Below are 15,573 nucleotides of genomic sequence, written 5' to 3' on the forward strand. Positions count from 1 at the left end.
TTCGTGATGAGGCCGACCCTGGGGTCGACGGAGAGTCTCGATCGTCTAATGTTGAACGGGACTGAGTCGGCAGTGACAAAGGACGGCATCAAGTCCGGCAATAGTCTAACAGACTGAGACATCGTGTCAATTGGGCCTCTGTATACATTTACTCTTGCTTTTAAAAGGCGTTGTGTTATTTTATAATAATTAAAATCAAGGTTCAGAGAGGAGAGCGGACAGTCGTTCGATGACATCAGTTGGTGCATGTCTCTCATAGATAAAACGCCACGATCTCACAGAGCGAATCGTCAGTCAGGGCGAGGGCCTCACTTCCCAGCACCCCGCGTACGACGTTCATCAATCCAGGGCTCGGCACCATAAAACCCACATAACCGACGCTAACGAAACATCAACCGTAGGCCGGAACCGCGTCGAGCGGCCCGACAGGGGTCTCTCTCGTTCCGTTCCGGTCCACCGCCACCCGGCAGAGAGGACATCTATGGAAACCTGTGAGATTAGCAGTACCGAGGGTTTGGTCTCTTCTAAAAATGCGATGAAGCAATACCCAAAGGAGGGAATATCCATGAATTACGAAGTGAAGAACAAGCAGCTGCTGGCATGGGTGAAGGAAGTCGCCGAGATGTGCCAGCCCGACCAGATCCACTGGTGCGACGGGAGCGAAGAGGAGTACAACAGCCTTTGCGAACTGCTGGTCAAAGGCGGTACCTTCCGTAAGCTGAACCCGGAGAAGCGCCCGAACAGCTACCTGGCCCTGTCCGACCCCGGCGACGTGGCCCGCGTCGAGGACCGCACCTTCATCTGCTCCATCGCCAAGCAGGATGCCGGCCCGACCAACAACTGGGTGCACCCCAAGGAGATGAAGAAAACCCTGACCGGCCTCTTCACCGGCTGCATGAAGGGGCGCACCATGTACGTCATCCCCTTCTCCATGGGTCCCTTGGGTTCCAACATCGCCAAGATCGGCGTCGAGATCTCCGATTCCCCCTACGTCGCGGTCAACATGAAGATCATGACCCGCATGGGCAAGAAGGTCGTCGACATTCTCGGCGAGAACGGCGAGTTCGTCCCCTGCCTGCACTCGGTCGGCGCACCGCTCGCCGCCGGCCAGAAAGACGTCCCCTGGCCGTGCAACAAGGAGAAGTACATCGTCCACTTCCCGGAGGAGCGCTCCATCTGGTCCTTCGGCTCCGGCTACGGCGGCAACGCCCTTCTGGGCAAGAAGTGCCTGGCACTCAGGATCGCTTCCAAGATCGCCAAGGACGAGGGGTGGCTGGCTGAGCACATGCTGATCCTCGGCATCGAGACCCCGGAAGGTGAGAAGACCTACCTGGGCGCTGCCTTCCCGAGCGCCTGCGGCAAGACCAACCTCTCCATGCTGGTCCCGCCCGACCACTTCAAGCAGAGCGGCTACAAGATCTCCACCGTGGGCGACGACATCGCCTGGATCAAGCCCGGCCCCGACGGCCAGCTCTACGCCATCAACCCGGAAGCAGGCTTCTTCGGCGTGGCCCCGGGCACCTCGTTCAAGTCCAACCCGAACGCGATGCACTCCTGCTCCAAGAACACCATCTTCACCAACGTGGCGCTCACCCCGGACGGCGACGTCTGGTGGGAGGGGATGACCGACGAGCTCCCGGCAAAACTCACCGACTGGCAGGGTAACGAGTGGACCCCGGGCTGCGGCCGCAACGCCGCGCACCCGAACTCCCGCTTCACCTCCCCCGCTTCGCAGTGCCCGTCCATCGACCCGGCTTGGGAAGACCCGAAGGGCGTGCCCATGAAGGCGTTTGTGTTCGGCGGCCGCCGCAACAACGTGATCCCGCTGGTGTACCAGTCCTTCAACTGGAGCTACGGCGTCTACCTCGCCGCCACCATGGGGAGCGAGACCACCGCAGCCGCCGTGGGCGCCATCGGCAACGTCCGTCGCGACCCGTTCGCGATGCTTCCGTTCACCGGCTACCACGTCGCCGACTACTTCAACCACTGGCTGCAGGTCGGACGCACCACCCCGAACCCGCCGCGCATCTTCTCGGTCAACTGGTTCCGCAAAGACGCTAACGGCAAGTTCCTCTGGCCGGGCTTCGGCGAGAACATGCGCATTCTCAAGTGGATCGCCGACCGCGCCAACGGCCGCGGCGCCTCCGTGGAAAGCCCGCTGGGGTGGATGCCGCGCTACGAGGACATCGACTGGACCGGCCTGAACAACGTCTCCCGCGACCAGTACCAGGAGCTCATGTCCATCGACCGCGACGTCTGGAAGGAAGAGATCCTCTCCCACGAGGAGCTGTTCGTGAAGATGTACGACCGTCTCCCGAAAGAATTCCTCCACATCCGCGAGATGATCCTTTCCGGCCTGTGGCGTTCCCCGGAGCACTGGGAGCAGTACAACCCGGCCTCCGCGGAAGGGTTCAACGACTAACAAGTCGCTGAAGCACCAATGAAACAAGCAAGGGCCCCGGTCTTAATGGACCGGGGCCCTTTTGCTTTTCCGCGCCGGTTGCAAAGCTACCCGCCCCTGATATCTTTTAAGCTTGTCGCAGATCCAATGAGAACGGAGGGGGCGCAGTGAGATTAAACGATATCACCAGGGGTAACGGGCTCGAGCAGCATGGCATAACGAACGCGAATCTCATCTACTGGACCTCCCCCACCTCCGTCCTGTACGAACAGGTGGTGCGCCGCGGCGAGGGGCTCATCTCGCACCTGGGAGCGCTCGCGGTAAAGACCGGGCACTACACCGGGCGCGCCGCCAACGACAAGTTCATCGTCGACGAGCCGTCATCGAGCGCCCACATCAACTGGGGCAAGGTGAACCGCCCCTTTCCCCCCGAGAAGTTCGACGCGCTCTACAAGAAGATGTGCAATTACATGCAGGGACGGGATCTCTTCGTCCAGGACTGCTTCGCCGGTGCCAGCCCGGCCCATCGCATCCCGGTACGGGTCATAACCGAACGCGCCTGGCATTCCCTGTTCGCCCGCAACATGTTCCTGCGCGCGACGCCCGAGGAGCTTCTCTCCCACAAGACCGAATTCACCGTCATCGACCTCCCCGCCTTCCATGCCCAGCCCACCATCGACGGTACCAACTCGGAAGCCTTCATCATCATCAACTTCGCCAGGAAGATGGTGATCATAGGGGGCACCAGCTACGCCGGCGAGATCAAGAAATCGATCTTCACCGTGCTCAACTACCTGCTGCCGCAAAAGAACGTGATGTCGATGCATTGTTCGGCCAATACCGGACCCGACGGTGACGTTGCCATCTTCTTCGGACTCTCCGGCACGGGGAAGACCACGCTCTCCGCCGCCCCCAACCGCCTCCTGATCGGCGATGACGAGCACGGCTGGGACGAGGAGGGGGTTTTCAACTTCGAGGGGGGATGCTACGCCAAGGTGATCAACCTCTCCTGCGAAAGCGAGCCGGAGATCTACCAGTGCACCAGGAGATTCGGCACCATACTCGAGAACGTGGCCATCGACACCATCTCGCGCCGGATCGACCTCGACGACGCCTCGTTCACCGAGAACACCCGGGCCTCCTACCCGATCACCCACATCCCCAACATCATCCCCGCCGGCGCGGGGGGGCACCCGAGCAACGTGATCATGCTCACCTGCGACGCCTTCGGGGTATTGCCGCCCATCGCGCGACTGACCCCGGAGCAGGCCATGTACCACTTCCTGTCCGGATACACCGCCAAGGTGGCCGGGACCGAGGCGGGGGTGACCGAGCCCCAGGCAACCTTCTCCGCCTGTTTCGGGGCACCCTTCATGGCGCTCAGGCCGTCGCTGTACGCGGACCTTCTGGGCAAGAAGATCGCCTCCAACAAGGTCGACTGCTGGCTCGTGAACACCGGCTGGAGCGGCGGCGGCCCCGGTGTCGGGGGAAGGATGAAGATCGCCTACTCGCGCGCCCTGGTGAACGCCGCCCTGGACGGGTCCTTGAGCTCCGGAAGCTTCGTGAAGGATCCCGTCTTCGGCCTGGACATCCCCACCGAATGCCAGGGAGTGCCGGCGGAGATACTGAACGCGAGGAACGCCTGGAGCGACAAGGCCGCCTACGACGCGATGGCTCAAAAGCTCGTCGGGATGTTCCGCAAGAACTTCGAGCAGTTCAAGGAGACCGCGGCGCCGGAGATCGCCTCCGTTCTATAGTTGCAGGGCGAAGCGGCGTTGCTATCATTAATGCAGAACTCAGGAGGTTACCATGAAAAAGGTACATTCAGAGATATGTGACACGACGGAGAGGAAGGAGCAGCGGGTCCAGGTAAAGAACGTGAAGACCGGCGAGATCGGTCTGAGCTACGGCTGCACCATAGAGGGGGATACCGTGCAGGTGGAACTCCCCGACGGGAGCCTTGACAGCTGGCCCGAAGATGACTGCGAGATGATTTCATAACGTATTGTCACGGCGGCGGCAGGTAGAAACGCGGTACATTCGCCGACTCCGGCCGCCTCCGTGGCAGCAAGCATAAAGAGGAAAGAGAGGCCGTCCGAATGAAGGGCGGCCTTTCTTGTTGAAGCTTTAAAGGGGCCCGCGAATGAGTTATGATATGCGCATAGCAAATGCGCAGGAGGCATGCACATGCAAGTGAATCTCTTTGACCCAGACGCACCCAAAAAATCAACTAACCTCAGCATCAACAGCGATCTGCTGCGCCAGGCCAAAGAGCGGCGTATCAACCTCTCGCAGGCGCTGGAGGGTCGGCTTGCCGAGATGCTCAGGGAAGACTATTACCTGCATTGGAACGAGGAAAACAAAGACGCAATTGATGATTACAATCGCCGCGTAGATAACCAAGGAACCTTTAGTGACGGCCGGAGACGGTTCTGATGGCACAGTTTGACGTCTACGAGAACCCGGACCAAGATTCGAAGTCTTCGGTGCCTTTTCTCCTGGACGTCCAGGCAGATTTGCTCAACAAGCTGAACACTCGCGTTGTTGTTCCACTTGTTCCGGCCTCGGCATTCGCGCACCCGATCCCCCTCCTTAACCCACAGTTAGACGTAGAAGGGGCGACAGTTGTTATGTTAACAGCGGAGTTGGCAGGAATCCACATCAGGCTGCTTGGTGCAAAGGTTGGGAACCTGAAACATTCACGTGCTGAAATCATTACCGCACTTGATTTCCTATTCACCGGCTTTTGAGCCGGGTACTGGTCAAAGGAGATAACCATGTCTAAAGCAATCTGCTTTGAACAATTTGGCGGGCCGGAAGTGCTGAAGTGGATGGAGGTCGAGGTACCGGAGCCGGGACCGGGGGAGGTGCGCATCCGGCACAAGGCGGTCGGGGTGAACTTCGTCGATGTGTACCAGCGCAGCGGGCTCTACAAGATGCCGCTGCCGGCGATTGCCGGCAACGAAGGAGCCGGCGTGGTTGAGGCGATCGGCGATGGGGTGACGCTGTTCAAGCCAGGAGACCGCGTGGCCTACGCGGGTACTTCCGGCGGCGGTTACTGCGAGTCGCGCGTCATCAAGGCGGACCGGCTCAGCCTTCTCCCCGGCGCCGTCTCCTTCGAACAGGCCGCCGCGATGATGCTCAAGGGACTGACCGTACAGTACCTGGTCAGGAGGACCTATCGCGTGCAGGCCGGAGAAACGGTCGTGTTCCATGCCGCGGCCGGGGGCGTCGGTACCATCGCCTGCCAGTGGCTGCGTGCCTTGGGCGCCAAGGTGATAGGCACTGCCGGCACGGAAGAAAAGTGCGAATTGGCGCGGAAGCACGGCGCCGACTACTGCATCAACTACCGCACGGAAAATATCCTGGAGCGGGTGAAGGAGATCACCGGCGGTGAAGGCACTGCGGTGGTCTACGATTCCGTGGGCAAGGACACCTTCGAGACCTCGCTCAAGTGCCTGCGCCCCCGGGGTCTCATGGTGAGCTTCGGCAACGCTTCCGGCCCGGTCCCTCCCGTCGACCTGTTGCTCCTCTCGCAACTCGGTTCTCTGTATCTGACCCGCACCGGGCTCGCCACCTACATTGCCGAGCGCTCCGAACTCGAAGAAGCATCCGCGGAGCTGTTCGAGATGGTCACCTCCGGCAAGGTGAAGGTAGAGATCAACCGGACCTTCCCGCTAAAGGACGCGGCCCAGGCACATCGTGAGTTGGAGGCGCGCCAGACCACAGGCTCGACCATCCTTATCCCCGATTGAAAGGAAGGAACCCGTAACATGCCAGCAACCGATAATCCGACAGCACTGGACCAAGCCATGGCAAAGGTATGCGAACTTTGCCCCGTTTGCCTTCATGCCCGTTATCATCAGAAGGGCTTAGTCTACGATTTCGTGACCCGCATCGAAGAAGACGTCTGTCCTTTTTGCCGCGCCTATGAGCGGGTGCATGGGAAGAAGGCGCACGAACGAAGATAATCTCACGCACCCCCTGGTTACGCGCCGCCCGCTGCCCCGTTCCATCCTGACGGAAGTGCCTCCCGACATCAGCGTTTCGAAACTCCACAGCACTGACGATAAAAGACACCGAGGCGTTGCAATCTCTGCTGCACGGTTCGTAACCATCGCTTAGCGTTTGCAATCTACGCGGCACGCTTCACAAGCACCGCTCAGCGTTCGCAATCTCCGCGGCACGCTTCGCAAACGCCGCTCAGCGTTCGCAATCTCCGCGGCACGCTTCGCAAACGCCGCTCAGCGTTCGCAATCTCCGCGGCACGCTTCGCAAACGCCGCTCAGCGTTCGCAATCTCCGCGGCACGCTTCGCAAGCGCCGCTCAGCGTTCGCAATCTCCGCGGCACGTTCGCAAACGCCGCTCAGCGTTCGCAATCTCCGCGGCACGTTTGCAAACGCCGCTCAGCGTTCGCAATCTCCGCGGCACGTTTCACAAACGCCGCTCAGCGTTCGCAATCTTAGTGACACGTTTCACAAACGTCGCTCAATGTTCGTAATCTCTGCGGCGCGTTTGCAAACGCCGCTCAGCGTTTGCAATCTGCGAGCGACGGAGCGCTTCGTCGCACGGCAAATGCGTTCTCCGAGCAACGGAACGCTTCCGTCGCTACTGGGGGCGGTACCCTCCCGTCTCAAACCAACCGGCGTCTCCTCCATGCCGCACACCCGCGCCTTAGGAAATATGCTGTTTGAGATACGAGCTACAAGCCTGTTTCGTATACCCCGCCCCCCCCTGTCTAAAGAGCTGAAGAATTCCGACTTCCTCACGCCCGCCCACACGACAAGTTCACATGAGTAACCTGCGTACCCTCTGGCCAAATATACCGAGGCACTGGAGCCCAACGTACAAAAGCCCTCGGCAAGCGCCGAGGGCTTTTGTACTTAATGAACCGAATGCAGGATGTGACCTCCGCTTCTCACAAAGCAGATGAGCTAATCCTCGAGATTTAGATGATCTTGTTGAGCGAGTACTCGACGATGCCTTCGGCGCCGAGTTTGATGAGCTCGGGGACGATGCGGCGGACTTCCTGCTCGGGCATGATGCTCTCGATGGAAACCCAGTCGGAGTTGTAGTGGTTGGCGACGGTCGGGCTCTTGAGACTCGGGATGACGGCGGTGATCTCGGCGACCTTTTCCTTGGGCGCGTTCATCTTGAGGCCAACCATCCCTTCGGCGCGCAACGAGGATTGCAACAGGGTGGCGATCTGCTCGATCTTGGCGCGCTTCCAGGGATCTTCCCAGGCGGCCTTGTTCACGACCATGACAGGTACGGATTCCATCAGCTCGGTGACGATCCTCAGGCCGTTGGCCTTTATGGTGGAACCGGTCTCGGTGACTTCGACGATGGCGTCACACAGCCCCTCAACCACCTTCGCCTCGGTGGCTCCCCACGAAAACTCTACGGTTACAGGGATGTTCCTTTCGGCGAAGTAGCGCTTGGTGAAGCCGACCAGTTCGGTGGAGATGGTGGCTCCGTGCAGGTCCTCGGGGCCCTGGATCTTGGAGTTGCCGTTCACCACGAGCACCCAGCGGGCCGGACGGCGGGAGACCTTGGAGTAGACCATCTCGCAGACTTCGATGACATCGGACTCGTTCTCGCGGATCCAGTCGCGGCCGGCGATGCCGACATCGATGGTGCCGCGCTCGACGTACTTGCCCATCTCCTGCGGGCGGATCAGGGAGCACTTTATCTCATCGTCGTCGATACCGGGGAAGTAGCTGCGTGACGAAATCGATATCTGCCAGCCGGCTTTCTTGAACAGGTCGACGGTGGCGTTTTCAAGGCTTCCCTTCGGGATGCCGAGCTTCAACTTTTCCATGATTCCCCCCTGTAAAGACAATTAGATAGAGATAAAAGCAAAATCAAAAACAAAACCATTAGCCACGGAGAAAATCTGAGAACTTCGGAGAAAGGCAAAAGGCTTTTGGGTTAAACCTTAAAGCTTTGGGTTCTCTCAGATTTCCTCAGATTTTCTCCGCTTGTCCACCGTAGCTTCAGCGAAGGTGGGTGGCCAATGGTTTGTTTTTTATTTCTTATAAACGTCGTTGGGATCGAAGAGCGGGTTGGAGTGCTCCACCCAGGTGCCGTTCTCATACTTCACGTAGAAGCAGCTCCGGTTCCCGGTGTGGCAGGCGGCGGGACCGTTCTGCTTCACCTTGATCACCACGGTGTCGGCATCGCAGTCGGTCAACACCTCGATCACTTCCTGGGTGTTGCCGGACTCTTCGCCCTTCATCCAGTACTTGTTCCTGGTGCGGCTGAAGAACCAGGTCTTGCCGGTTTCCAGGGTCAGGTTCAGGGTCTTCTCGTCCATGAACGCGACCATCAGCACTTCCCCGCTTTCGTTGTCCTGGATAACAGCAGGGATCAGTCCACCCATCTTCTCGAAATCGATCTTTATCATGGTTTCTCTCAGTCCTTCTACTGCGGTTATTGATAAAAAAGTGTCTTTTAATACACCTCCAGCCCAAGTTGTGTCAATGATTATGTAGACGGCACAAAGGCGTGAAACCTAAAACCATTGGCCACGGAGAAAATCTGAGAACTTCTGAGAACGGCCCTTAGGACCCAAAGCTTTTGGTTTTAAACCTCAAGTTTTTTTTGCTTCTCTCAGATTTCCTCAGATTTTCTCCGTGGCCAATGGTTTTGTTTTTGGTTTTAAATAAAAGGCCCGGCGGATCGTTTCCGCCGGGCCTTCCGGGTGTCTCTTGTCTTCCCGCCGATCAGTCTTCGGCGAGGAGGGTCCTGTCGTTCTCGAAGGTCTTGTGGCGCAGTTCGTGGAACTTCTGGATCAGCTTCTCCACGGTGAGCGCCTTCTTCTCCTCACCCTCGATGTCGAAGATGATCTCGCCGCCGTCCATCATGAGCAGACGGTTGCCGAACTCGATGGCGTGGCTCATGTTGTGCGTGATCATCATACCGGTCAGCTTGTACTCGCTGATGAACTTGTTGGTCAACTCCAGCACGATCTCGGCGTTCTTCGGGTCGAGCGCCGCGGTGTGCTCGTCGAGAAGGATCAGGGCCGGCTTGGAGAGGACCATCATGAGCAGGGTGAGCGCCTGGCGCTGCCCGCCGGAGAACATGACCAGGTTCTCCTTCATACGGTGCTCAAGCCCCATCTTGAGCTGCACCAGCTCCTGCCTGAAGATCTCGCGAGTCTTGTTGTTAAGGCTGCGGCGCAACCACTTCATCCCCTTTTTATGGGTGATGGTCATGTTGTCTTCCAGGCTCATGTTGCCGGCGGTGCCGAGCAACGGGTTCTGGAAGATCCTGCCGATATACTTCGCCCTCTTGTATTCCGGATCCCGGGTCACGTTCTTGTCGTTGGCAAAGATCTGTCCCTCGCTCGGGAGGTACGTTCCGGCGATGGTGTTGAACAGGGTCGACTTGCCGGCGCCGTTGGAGCCGATGATGGTGATGAAGTCGCCTTCCTTCACCTTCAGGTTGATGTTCTTAAGGGCCTTGTTTTCGTTGACGGTCCCCTGGCCAAATACGATGGAAACGTTTTTAAGCTCTATCATTTCGCCACCTTGAACGGGACCTTCAGTTTCTTGGCCTGGGTCAGAATGAGAAGGATGATGATCAGCACCCCCTTGATGAGGTTCAGGTCACTCGGGGTCATGTGGATGACATAGCCGTAGAAACGTCCGACGTACATGACGGCGTAGAAGCAGACGGAGCCGGCAAGCGCGCAGAAGGTGAGGACACCGATGCGGTTGCTCTTAAGCATCAGGAACTCGCCGATCATGACGGAAGCGAGGCCCGAAACGATGATCCCCTGCCCGAGCCCCACGTCAGCGAAGCCCAGATACTGCGCGGCGAAGGCGCCGGAGACGGCGACCAGGCCGTTGGAGAGGCCGACGCCGATGGTCTTCAGGGTCTTAGGGTTCACCCCCTGGGAGATGACCATCTGCTCGTTGTTCCCCATGGCGCCCAGCGTCATGCCAAGGTCGGTGCGGAAGAAGAGATCGAGCAGCACCTTGACCACCAGAGCCACGACCAGGAAGAACACCAGGAGGATGTATTCATCGGGGATGACGCCGGTGAACTTCTCGGTGACCTGCTTCAGGATGGTCGGCTGATCCAGGATGGGGACGTTGGCGCGGTTGCCCAGGATGCGGATGTTGACCGAGTAGAGCATGGTCATGGTGAGGATACCGGCCAGGAGGTTCGGTACCCTCAAGTGGTTGTGGATAAGGGCGGTGACCACGCCGGCCAGCACACCGCCGGAAAAGGCGATGAGAAGCGCGAGCCAGCCGTTCATGCCGGAGAGGAGGCATTGCACCATGAGCGCGGCCCCCAAAGGGAAGGACCCGTCAACCGTCAGGTCCGGAAAATCAAGAATCCTGAACGAGATGAACACGCCCAGGACCATGATGCCATAGATCAATCCTTCAACAAAAATACCTTCGATCATAACACCCTTCTTAAAACCATAGTCAAAACCATTGGCCACGGAGAAAATCTGAGAACTTCTGAGAAAGGCGTTACAAGAAAAGCTTTTGACAGTAAAACCTTCAAAGGATTTTGGCTTCTCTTTGATTTGCTCAGATTTTCTCCGTGGCCAATGGTTTGCTTTTCCTTTGTTACTTCTTGGTTGTCTTGCCGTTCTGACGGACGGTCTTGGCGGCCTTGACGATGTCGGCCGGAACGGTCAGGCCGAGCTTTTTGGCTACATCGAGGTTGATCAGCAGATCGACGTCGCTAGCCTTGGTCATGAAACGGGTCGGGATCTGCTCCGGCTTCTTGCCTTTGAGGATCTCGATCACCATCTTGCCGGTGGCGCGGCCCATCTTGTAGTAGTCGAAGCCCCAGGCGGCGAGGACGTCGTAGGTCTCGGAGGAGCTCGGGTCTGCGGACATGACCGGGATCTTGGCCTTGGCGGCTACCTCGGCAACGGCGCTCATGGCGGAGACGACGGTGTTGTCGGTGGAGATGTAGATGGCGTCGACGCGGTTGGCGATGGTCTGGGCGGCCTGCTTCACCTCGGCGGATTTGGTGACGGTGGTCTCAACGAACTCGAGGTGCTTCTCTTTGCAGACCTGCTTCACCATCCCTGCCAGCACCACGGCGTTTTCCTCGGAGCTGGTGTAGATGTGGCCGATACGCTTGGTCTTCGGCTTGATCTTGAGCAGCATCTCGATCTGCTGCTTCACCGGGGTCATGTCGGAAACGCCGGTGACGTTCTTGCCACCCTTGGCGAGGGACGGAACCAGGCCCGCCTTGACCGGATCGGTGACGGCGGAGAAGACGATCGGGATCCCTTTCAGGGTGTTCACCAGCGCCTGGGCGGTCGGGGTGGCGACGCCGACGGCGAGGTTGACCTTCTCGCTCTGGAACTTGGTGGCGATGGACGCCGCGGTGTTGATGTCGCCGTTGGCGTTCTGCACGTCGAAGGTTGCGTTGATTTTGGAGTCTTTCAGTTCATCCTGAATCCCCTTCACAACCGCATCCAGCGCCGGGTGGGAAACGATCTTCGAGATGCCGATCGTCACCGGCTTGGCGGGAGCCGCCGCGAAAACGGTCGCCGCGGACAACAGGGACAAAGCGAGAGCCAACAGAATACTGATCTTCTTGCGCACAGACACCTCCGGTTACATTGAATTGAATTTCTGCTGCGATTACTGCCAGTAAAACCGTTATTTGTCGCCGCCGACCGGTGAAGAGGTCGGACCTATTTTCGACCGCCGAGCATACCACCGGCAACGAGCTATCGTCAACGCCATAGTGGCTATAAATAGAACAATTCTTTGAAGAAACGCAAAAAATGGGAGCGATACGTGTCAAACGGGGGCGCAAGGTAAATTTTTTCTCACAAAAACTGCCCACAGGTTGTTGACACCGCAAATGCAAAAAGGGTATAAGTACGGATGAGCTTGTCGGTTTTGTCACAGGTGTAAGGCAATAAAGCCCGCCACGATATCTCCCCAGTAGCCGCCAAAACCAGACTCCGCACCATCAGCAAATAAGCACGCCCGGCGCCGTCCGCACTGCCACGCCCGCATAGGCCAAGGCCGGTCCAGGCTGCACCACCATAAGGAGAACTTCAACGTGAAGCACCTGTACCCGAACCACCGCGCCCTCTTGCTGGTCGCCCTGCTGGCCTTGCCGCTGGCACTCATGGGATGCAAGGATAAAAAGGCCTCCGCCACCACGGCAAACTCCGCGACCACGCAGCAGGGACAGCCCTCGTCTGCGCACGCCGCCCCGGCTGCGACTGTTCCCGCGACCGCGACCCCGGCCGCTACCGCCGCCAAGTTCGACGGGCATTCCAGCGCCGGAAACAAGGGGAAGGGCGCCAAGGGGAAAGAGACCGCCGCACCCAAGACGGCCTACCGCGCCGGCGAGGACCCCGACTTCGCGGCCAAGAAGGGATGGCCCGTTAAATATCCGGCACCGCTGCCTGGTTCCATCCTGCCCCAGAAGAGGATCGTAGCCTACTACGGCAACCCCCTCTCCAAGAGGATGGGGGCTCTCGGCGAGTACCAGAAGGACGACATGTTGCAGCGCCTGAAAAGGGAAGCGGCGAAATGGCAGGCTGCCGACCCGTCCCACCCGGTACAGCCTGCGCTGCACCTGATCGCGGTCGTGGCCCAGGGGGAGCCGGGCAAGGCAGGGCTCTACCGCATGGTGATGCCCGACAAGATCATCAACGACGTCTACAGCTGGGCCAAGTCGATCAACGCCATCATGTTCATCGACATCCAGACCGGGCACGACAACATCAGAAACGTGCTGCCCCGCTTCGAGTGGATCCTCAAGAACCCGGACGTGCACCTCGGCATCGATCCGGAGTTCAACCTCATCAAGAGCGGCAAGAAACCGGGCACCAAGATCGGCACCTATGACGCCGCCGACATCAACTACGCCTCGAACTACCTGAAGGATCTGGTCAAGAAGTACAACCTTCCGCCGAAGGTGTTCATCGTGCACCGCTTCACCAGAAACGGCGTGACCAACTCCAGGAACATCCAGTTGCGCCCCGAGGTGCAGATCGTGATGAACATGGACGGCTGGGGCGCCCCCTGGCTCAAGCGCGATTCCTACAAGGACTACGTCGTGGCCGAGCCGGTAGAGTTCACCGGGTTCAAGCTCTTCTACCACAACGACACCAAGAAGGGGGACCCGCTGCTCACCCCGAAAGAGGTGCTGATGCTGAACCCGAAACCGCTGTACATCCAGTACCAGTAAGCGCGGACATCTCGGAGCGGGCAACGTCCGGGCGAATGATTATTCGCCCCTACAGGTCCCGTTCGGCTCAATAAAAGAAGGGGCGAACCGTCATGGTTCGCCCCTTTCCTTTTTCCAAACCTCCAAACAAAAGCACCCTCACCCCGTCCCTCACCCCGTCCCTCTCCCAGAGGGCGAGGGGGATCTGACTCCCCTCACCCCGTCCCTCTCCCGGAGGGCGAGGGGGATCTGACTCCCCTCACCCCGTCCCTCTCCCAGAGGGCGAGGGGGGATCTGACTCCCCTCACCCCGTCCCTCTCCCGGAGGGCGAGGGGGATCTGACTCCCCTCACCCCGTCCCTCTCCGGAGGGCGAGGGGACCTGCCTCAAGCGGACTCACCTTGTCCCTCTCTGACAGGCTGGGGGTACCAGCCTCTCACCACTTGAATTCGGCCCGCCTCTCAGTGGCAAAAGGCTAGCGGTACAGCCTCTCACCACTGGAATTCCGCCCGCCGCTCCGTGGCAACTCCCGCCTCGAAACTGCGCTCGATGAAGGTCGCCTTCCCCGCGTCATCAACCAGCAAAACGGTCGAACAGCGGGTGCCGTACTGCGCGCTCCTGATGAAGATGGGCGACAGCATCCGCTCCAGCTCGAGCCCAACGCCGGTATCCGGCAACTCCTGGTCGGCAGGGTGCGTCTCGTCGGCCAGGAGCACGAACAGCTCCTCCGGCGCGACGCTCCCCCGGGACAGGATGCGGGCAAGCCCGTTCCTGCCGCGACACACCTTGGGCCAGGGGGTGTCCAGCAGGTGGTTGCTGAGACCGTGGATCCCCGGCTCTATCGGGAGCACCCGGTCGCTCTTGTTGGAATAACAGAAGAGTCGCTCGCTCTCCCCGACCAGGAGGTTGTAGCCGCCGTAGGGGATGCCGGAATCCCGCAGCCGGGCCAGGTACTCCTCGGCGCCCGCCTCCTGCGCCAGAAAGCCGCTCACCAGTTGTCCGCGTGATGAGGGGCCGTGCCGGTGCAGGTCGCTTGGGTCGCGGTAGTTGGTGAGCGCGGCGATCCGGCCGGTCGCGGTCACACCGAGCCAGGTGCCGCCGTGCACCAGGTCGCGCCCGGCGAAGATGTGCGGGGCGTCTTCCCAGAAGTGGGCGGGCTGCGTCGGACGCTGGTAGTATTCATCGCGGTTGGCGGCAATGACGAGCCGGTATGCGGGGTGGGCCCGGTAGGCGAGTAGCAGCGTACACATAGGTTTCCTGGAAGGGCTATGACGGGTTGAGGACACGTTCGATCAGTTCCAGCTGCCGCGGCGCAAGCGACTGGAACCTGAGGCCGACGCCGGGGATGCAGCGGCTCGCCCCCCAGCGCTGCGACCAGCACACCGTGGCGGGAATCGGGGTCTGATCCGCGCACTCGAGAAAGCGGAGCCAGATGGTGTCACCGGTCGAGAATTCCTCCATGGTGTGCATGAAAACTCCGCCCATGCTCAGGTTGATGGTGAAGGATTTTCGAGTCCCGTCCGGCGCGAAAGCGGGATCGGTGCTGTAGCGGAGATTGAGGTTCACCACCTTGCGGGGATGCCGGCGCAGGGAGCGTGCAGGAAAGGTCCTGCAGCGCTTGTCGATGAAGAACTGCAGTGCCGCATCGGCATCGGGAGAGAAGCTCTGCTCCAGGGGGCTCAGCTTGATCTTCTTTCCCCTGGCATCCCACTTCACCCGCAGCACCGGGAACAGGTTGATGCTCTCATAGGCGATGATCTTCGCTTCCTTGCTGCAACGCACCAGGGTGAGGATATCGACCAGGAATCCGTTGTAGGTCCGCTCCTTGGCCATCTCCGCCATCTGCTCGAAGGAATGTGCCACCTCGCCATGGGCACCCGCCCTGGCCAGCGCCTCGAGATAGGCGTTTCCCGCATCAGTGTCATTGGCAACTATGAGTATTCTGGCATCGTGCATCCGGCGGTTTTTCCTTTTGCGTCAAAATGAAGGTCATCCGTGGCC

At 59.5% G+C, this 15,573-nt stretch carries 14 protein-coding genes; 7 read left to right on the plus strand and 7 right to left on the minus strand.

Features of this window, described 5'->3' with window-relative positions; all coding sequences use genetic code 11:
* Positions 1 to 535 precede the first annotated feature (535 nt).
* The 6 genes from KP001_RS12505 (at position 536) to KP001_RS12530 (ending at position 6,156) form a co-directional block, all read left to right on the plus strand.
* A complete protein-coding gene (locus tag KP001_RS12505) occupies positions 536 to 2,422 on the plus strand; it encodes a phosphoenolpyruvate carboxykinase (GTP) (RefSeq protein ID WP_217285968.1) in 1,887 nt (628 codons plus the stop codon).
* Between the two features lie 146 nt (positions 2,423 to 2,568).
* Positions 2,569 to 4,158: a phosphoenolpyruvate carboxykinase (ATP) gene (gene pckA / locus KP001_RS12510; protein WP_217285969.1), complete on the plus strand. Its 1,590-nt coding sequence runs from the start codon at positions 2,569 to 2,571 to the stop codon at positions 4,156 to 4,158.
* Between the two features lie 52 nt (positions 4,159 to 4,210).
* Entirely contained in the window at positions 4,211 to 4,402 is a 192-nt protein-coding gene (locus tag KP001_RS12515) for a hypothetical protein (protein WP_217285970.1), read from the plus strand.
* Between the two features lie 186 nt (positions 4,403 to 4,588).
* Positions 4,589 to 4,837 (plus strand): type II toxin-antitoxin system CcdA family antitoxin, encoded by a 249-nt coding sequence (locus KP001_RS12520; protein WP_217285971.1) that lies wholly within the window; start codon positions 4,589 to 4,591, stop codon positions 4,835 to 4,837.
* The gene (locus KP001_RS12525; RefSeq protein WP_217285972.1) at positions 4,837 to 5,151 is read left to right on the plus strand and encodes a CcdB family protein; all 315 of its coding nucleotides are present in this window, start codon (positions 4,837 to 4,839) and stop codon (positions 5,149 to 5,151) included. Before KP001_RS12520 ends, KP001_RS12525 begins: the two co-directional genes overlap by 1 nt.
* Positions 5,152 to 5,178: 27 nt before the next feature.
* A complete protein-coding gene (locus tag KP001_RS12530; RefSeq protein ID WP_217285973.1) occupies positions 5,179 to 6,156 on the plus strand; it encodes a quinone oxidoreductase family protein in 978 nt (325 codons plus the stop codon).
* Between the two features lie 1,193 nt (positions 6,157 to 7,349).
* Here KP001_RS12530 and hisG read toward each other — a convergent pair.
* The 5 genes from hisG to KP001_RS12555 all read right to left on the minus strand — a co-directional run bounded on the left by hisG (position 7,350) and on the right by KP001_RS12555 (position 11,985).
* Positions 7,350 to 8,222, minus strand: a complete 873-nt coding sequence (hisG, locus tag KP001_RS12535) for an ATP phosphoribosyltransferase (protein ID WP_217285974.1) — start codon at positions 8,220 to 8,222, stop codon at positions 7,350 to 7,352.
* 207 nt (positions 8,223 to 8,429) lie between these two features.
* On the minus strand, positions 8,430 to 8,807 hold the full coding sequence (hisI, locus tag KP001_RS12540) for a phosphoribosyl-AMP cyclohydrolase (RefSeq protein WP_216497245.1): 378 nt from the start codon (positions 8,805 to 8,807) through the stop codon (positions 8,430 to 8,432).
* A 319-nt stretch (positions 8,808 to 9,126) separates the two neighbouring features.
* Positions 9,127 to 9,924, minus strand: a complete 798-nt coding sequence (locus tag KP001_RS12545) for an ABC transporter ATP-binding protein (protein ID WP_217285975.1) — start codon at positions 9,922 to 9,924, stop codon at positions 9,127 to 9,129.
* Positions 9,921 to 10,820 carry an ABC transporter permease gene (locus KP001_RS12550; RefSeq protein WP_217285976.1) on the minus strand — a complete coding sequence of 300 codons (900 nt, stop codon included), beginning with the start codon at positions 10,818 to 10,820 and terminating at the stop codon, positions 9,921 to 9,923. Before KP001_RS12550 ends, KP001_RS12545 begins: the two co-directional genes overlap by 4 nt.
* Before the next feature lie 169 nt (positions 10,821 to 10,989).
* Complete coding sequence (locus KP001_RS12555) at positions 10,990 to 11,985, minus strand: ABC transporter substrate-binding protein (protein ID WP_217285977.1); 996 nt, start codon at positions 11,983 to 11,985, stop codon at positions 10,990 to 10,992.
* 469 nt (positions 11,986 to 12,454) lie between these two features.
* On the opposite strand from KP001_RS12555, the gene KP001_RS12560 reads away from it, so the two are divergent.
* A complete protein-coding gene (locus KP001_RS12560; RefSeq protein WP_404813575.1) occupies positions 12,455 to 13,594 on the plus strand; it encodes a hypothetical protein in 1,140 nt (379 codons plus the stop codon).
* Positions 13,595 to 14,063: 469 nt separating this feature from the next.
* Here KP001_RS12560 and KP001_RS12565 read toward each other — a convergent pair whose 3' ends face one another.
* On the minus strand, positions 14,064 to 14,822 hold the full coding sequence (locus KP001_RS12565) for an NRDE family protein (RefSeq protein WP_217285978.1): 759 nt from the start codon (positions 14,820 to 14,822) through the stop codon (positions 14,064 to 14,066).
* Positions 14,823 to 14,838: 16 nt separating this feature from the next.
* Positions 14,839 to 15,528 (minus strand): PilZ domain-containing protein, encoded by a 690-nt coding sequence (locus KP001_RS12570; RefSeq protein WP_217285979.1) that lies wholly within the window; start codon positions 15,526 to 15,528, stop codon positions 14,839 to 14,841.
* Positions 15,529 to 15,573 lie beyond the last annotated feature (45 nt).

The organism is Geomonas subterranea (genome assembly GCF_019063845.1).
Taxonomy (GTDB): Bacteria; Desulfobacterota; Desulfuromonadia; order Geobacterales; family Geobacteraceae; genus Geomonas; species Geomonas subterranea.

Coding starts and splice junctions, on each gene's coding strand:
- KP001_RS12505 (WP_217285968.1), top strand. CDS start 536: ATGAAGCAATACCCAAAGGAGGGAATATCCATGAATTACGAAGTGAAG.
- hisI (WP_216497245.1), bottom strand. CDS start 8,807: ATGATAAAGATCGATTTCGAGAAGATGGGTGGACTGATCCCTGCTGTT.
- hisG (WP_217285974.1), bottom strand. CDS start 8,222: ATGGAAAAGTTGAAGCTCGGCATCCCGAAGGGAAGCCTTGAAAACGCC.
- KP001_RS12520 (WP_217285971.1), top strand. CDS start 4,589: ATGCAAGTGAATCTCTTTGACCCAGACGCACCCAAAAAATCAACTAAC.
- KP001_RS12530 (WP_217285973.1), top strand. CDS start 5,179: ATGTCTAAAGCAATCTGCTTTGAACAATTTGGCGGGCCGGAAGTGCTG.
- KP001_RS12550 (WP_217285976.1), bottom strand. CDS start 10,820: ATGATCGAAGGTATTTTTGTTGAAGGATTGATCTATGGCATCATGGTC.
- KP001_RS12525 (WP_217285972.1), top strand. CDS start 4,837: ATGGCACAGTTTGACGTCTACGAGAACCCGGACCAAGATTCGAAGTCT.
- KP001_RS12565 (WP_217285978.1), bottom strand. CDS start 14,822: ATGTGTACGCTGCTACTCGCCTACCGGGCCCACCCCGCATACCGGCTC.
- KP001_RS12515 (WP_217285970.1), top strand. CDS start 4,211: ATGAAAAAGGTACATTCAGAGATATGTGACACGACGGAGAGGAAGGAG.
- KP001_RS12545 (WP_217285975.1), bottom strand. CDS start 9,924: ATGATAGAGCTTAAAAACGTTTCCATCGTATTTGGCCAGGGGACCGTC.
- KP001_RS12570 (WP_217285979.1), bottom strand. CDS start 15,528: ATGCACGATGCCAGAATACTCATAGTTGCCAATGACACTGATGCGGGA.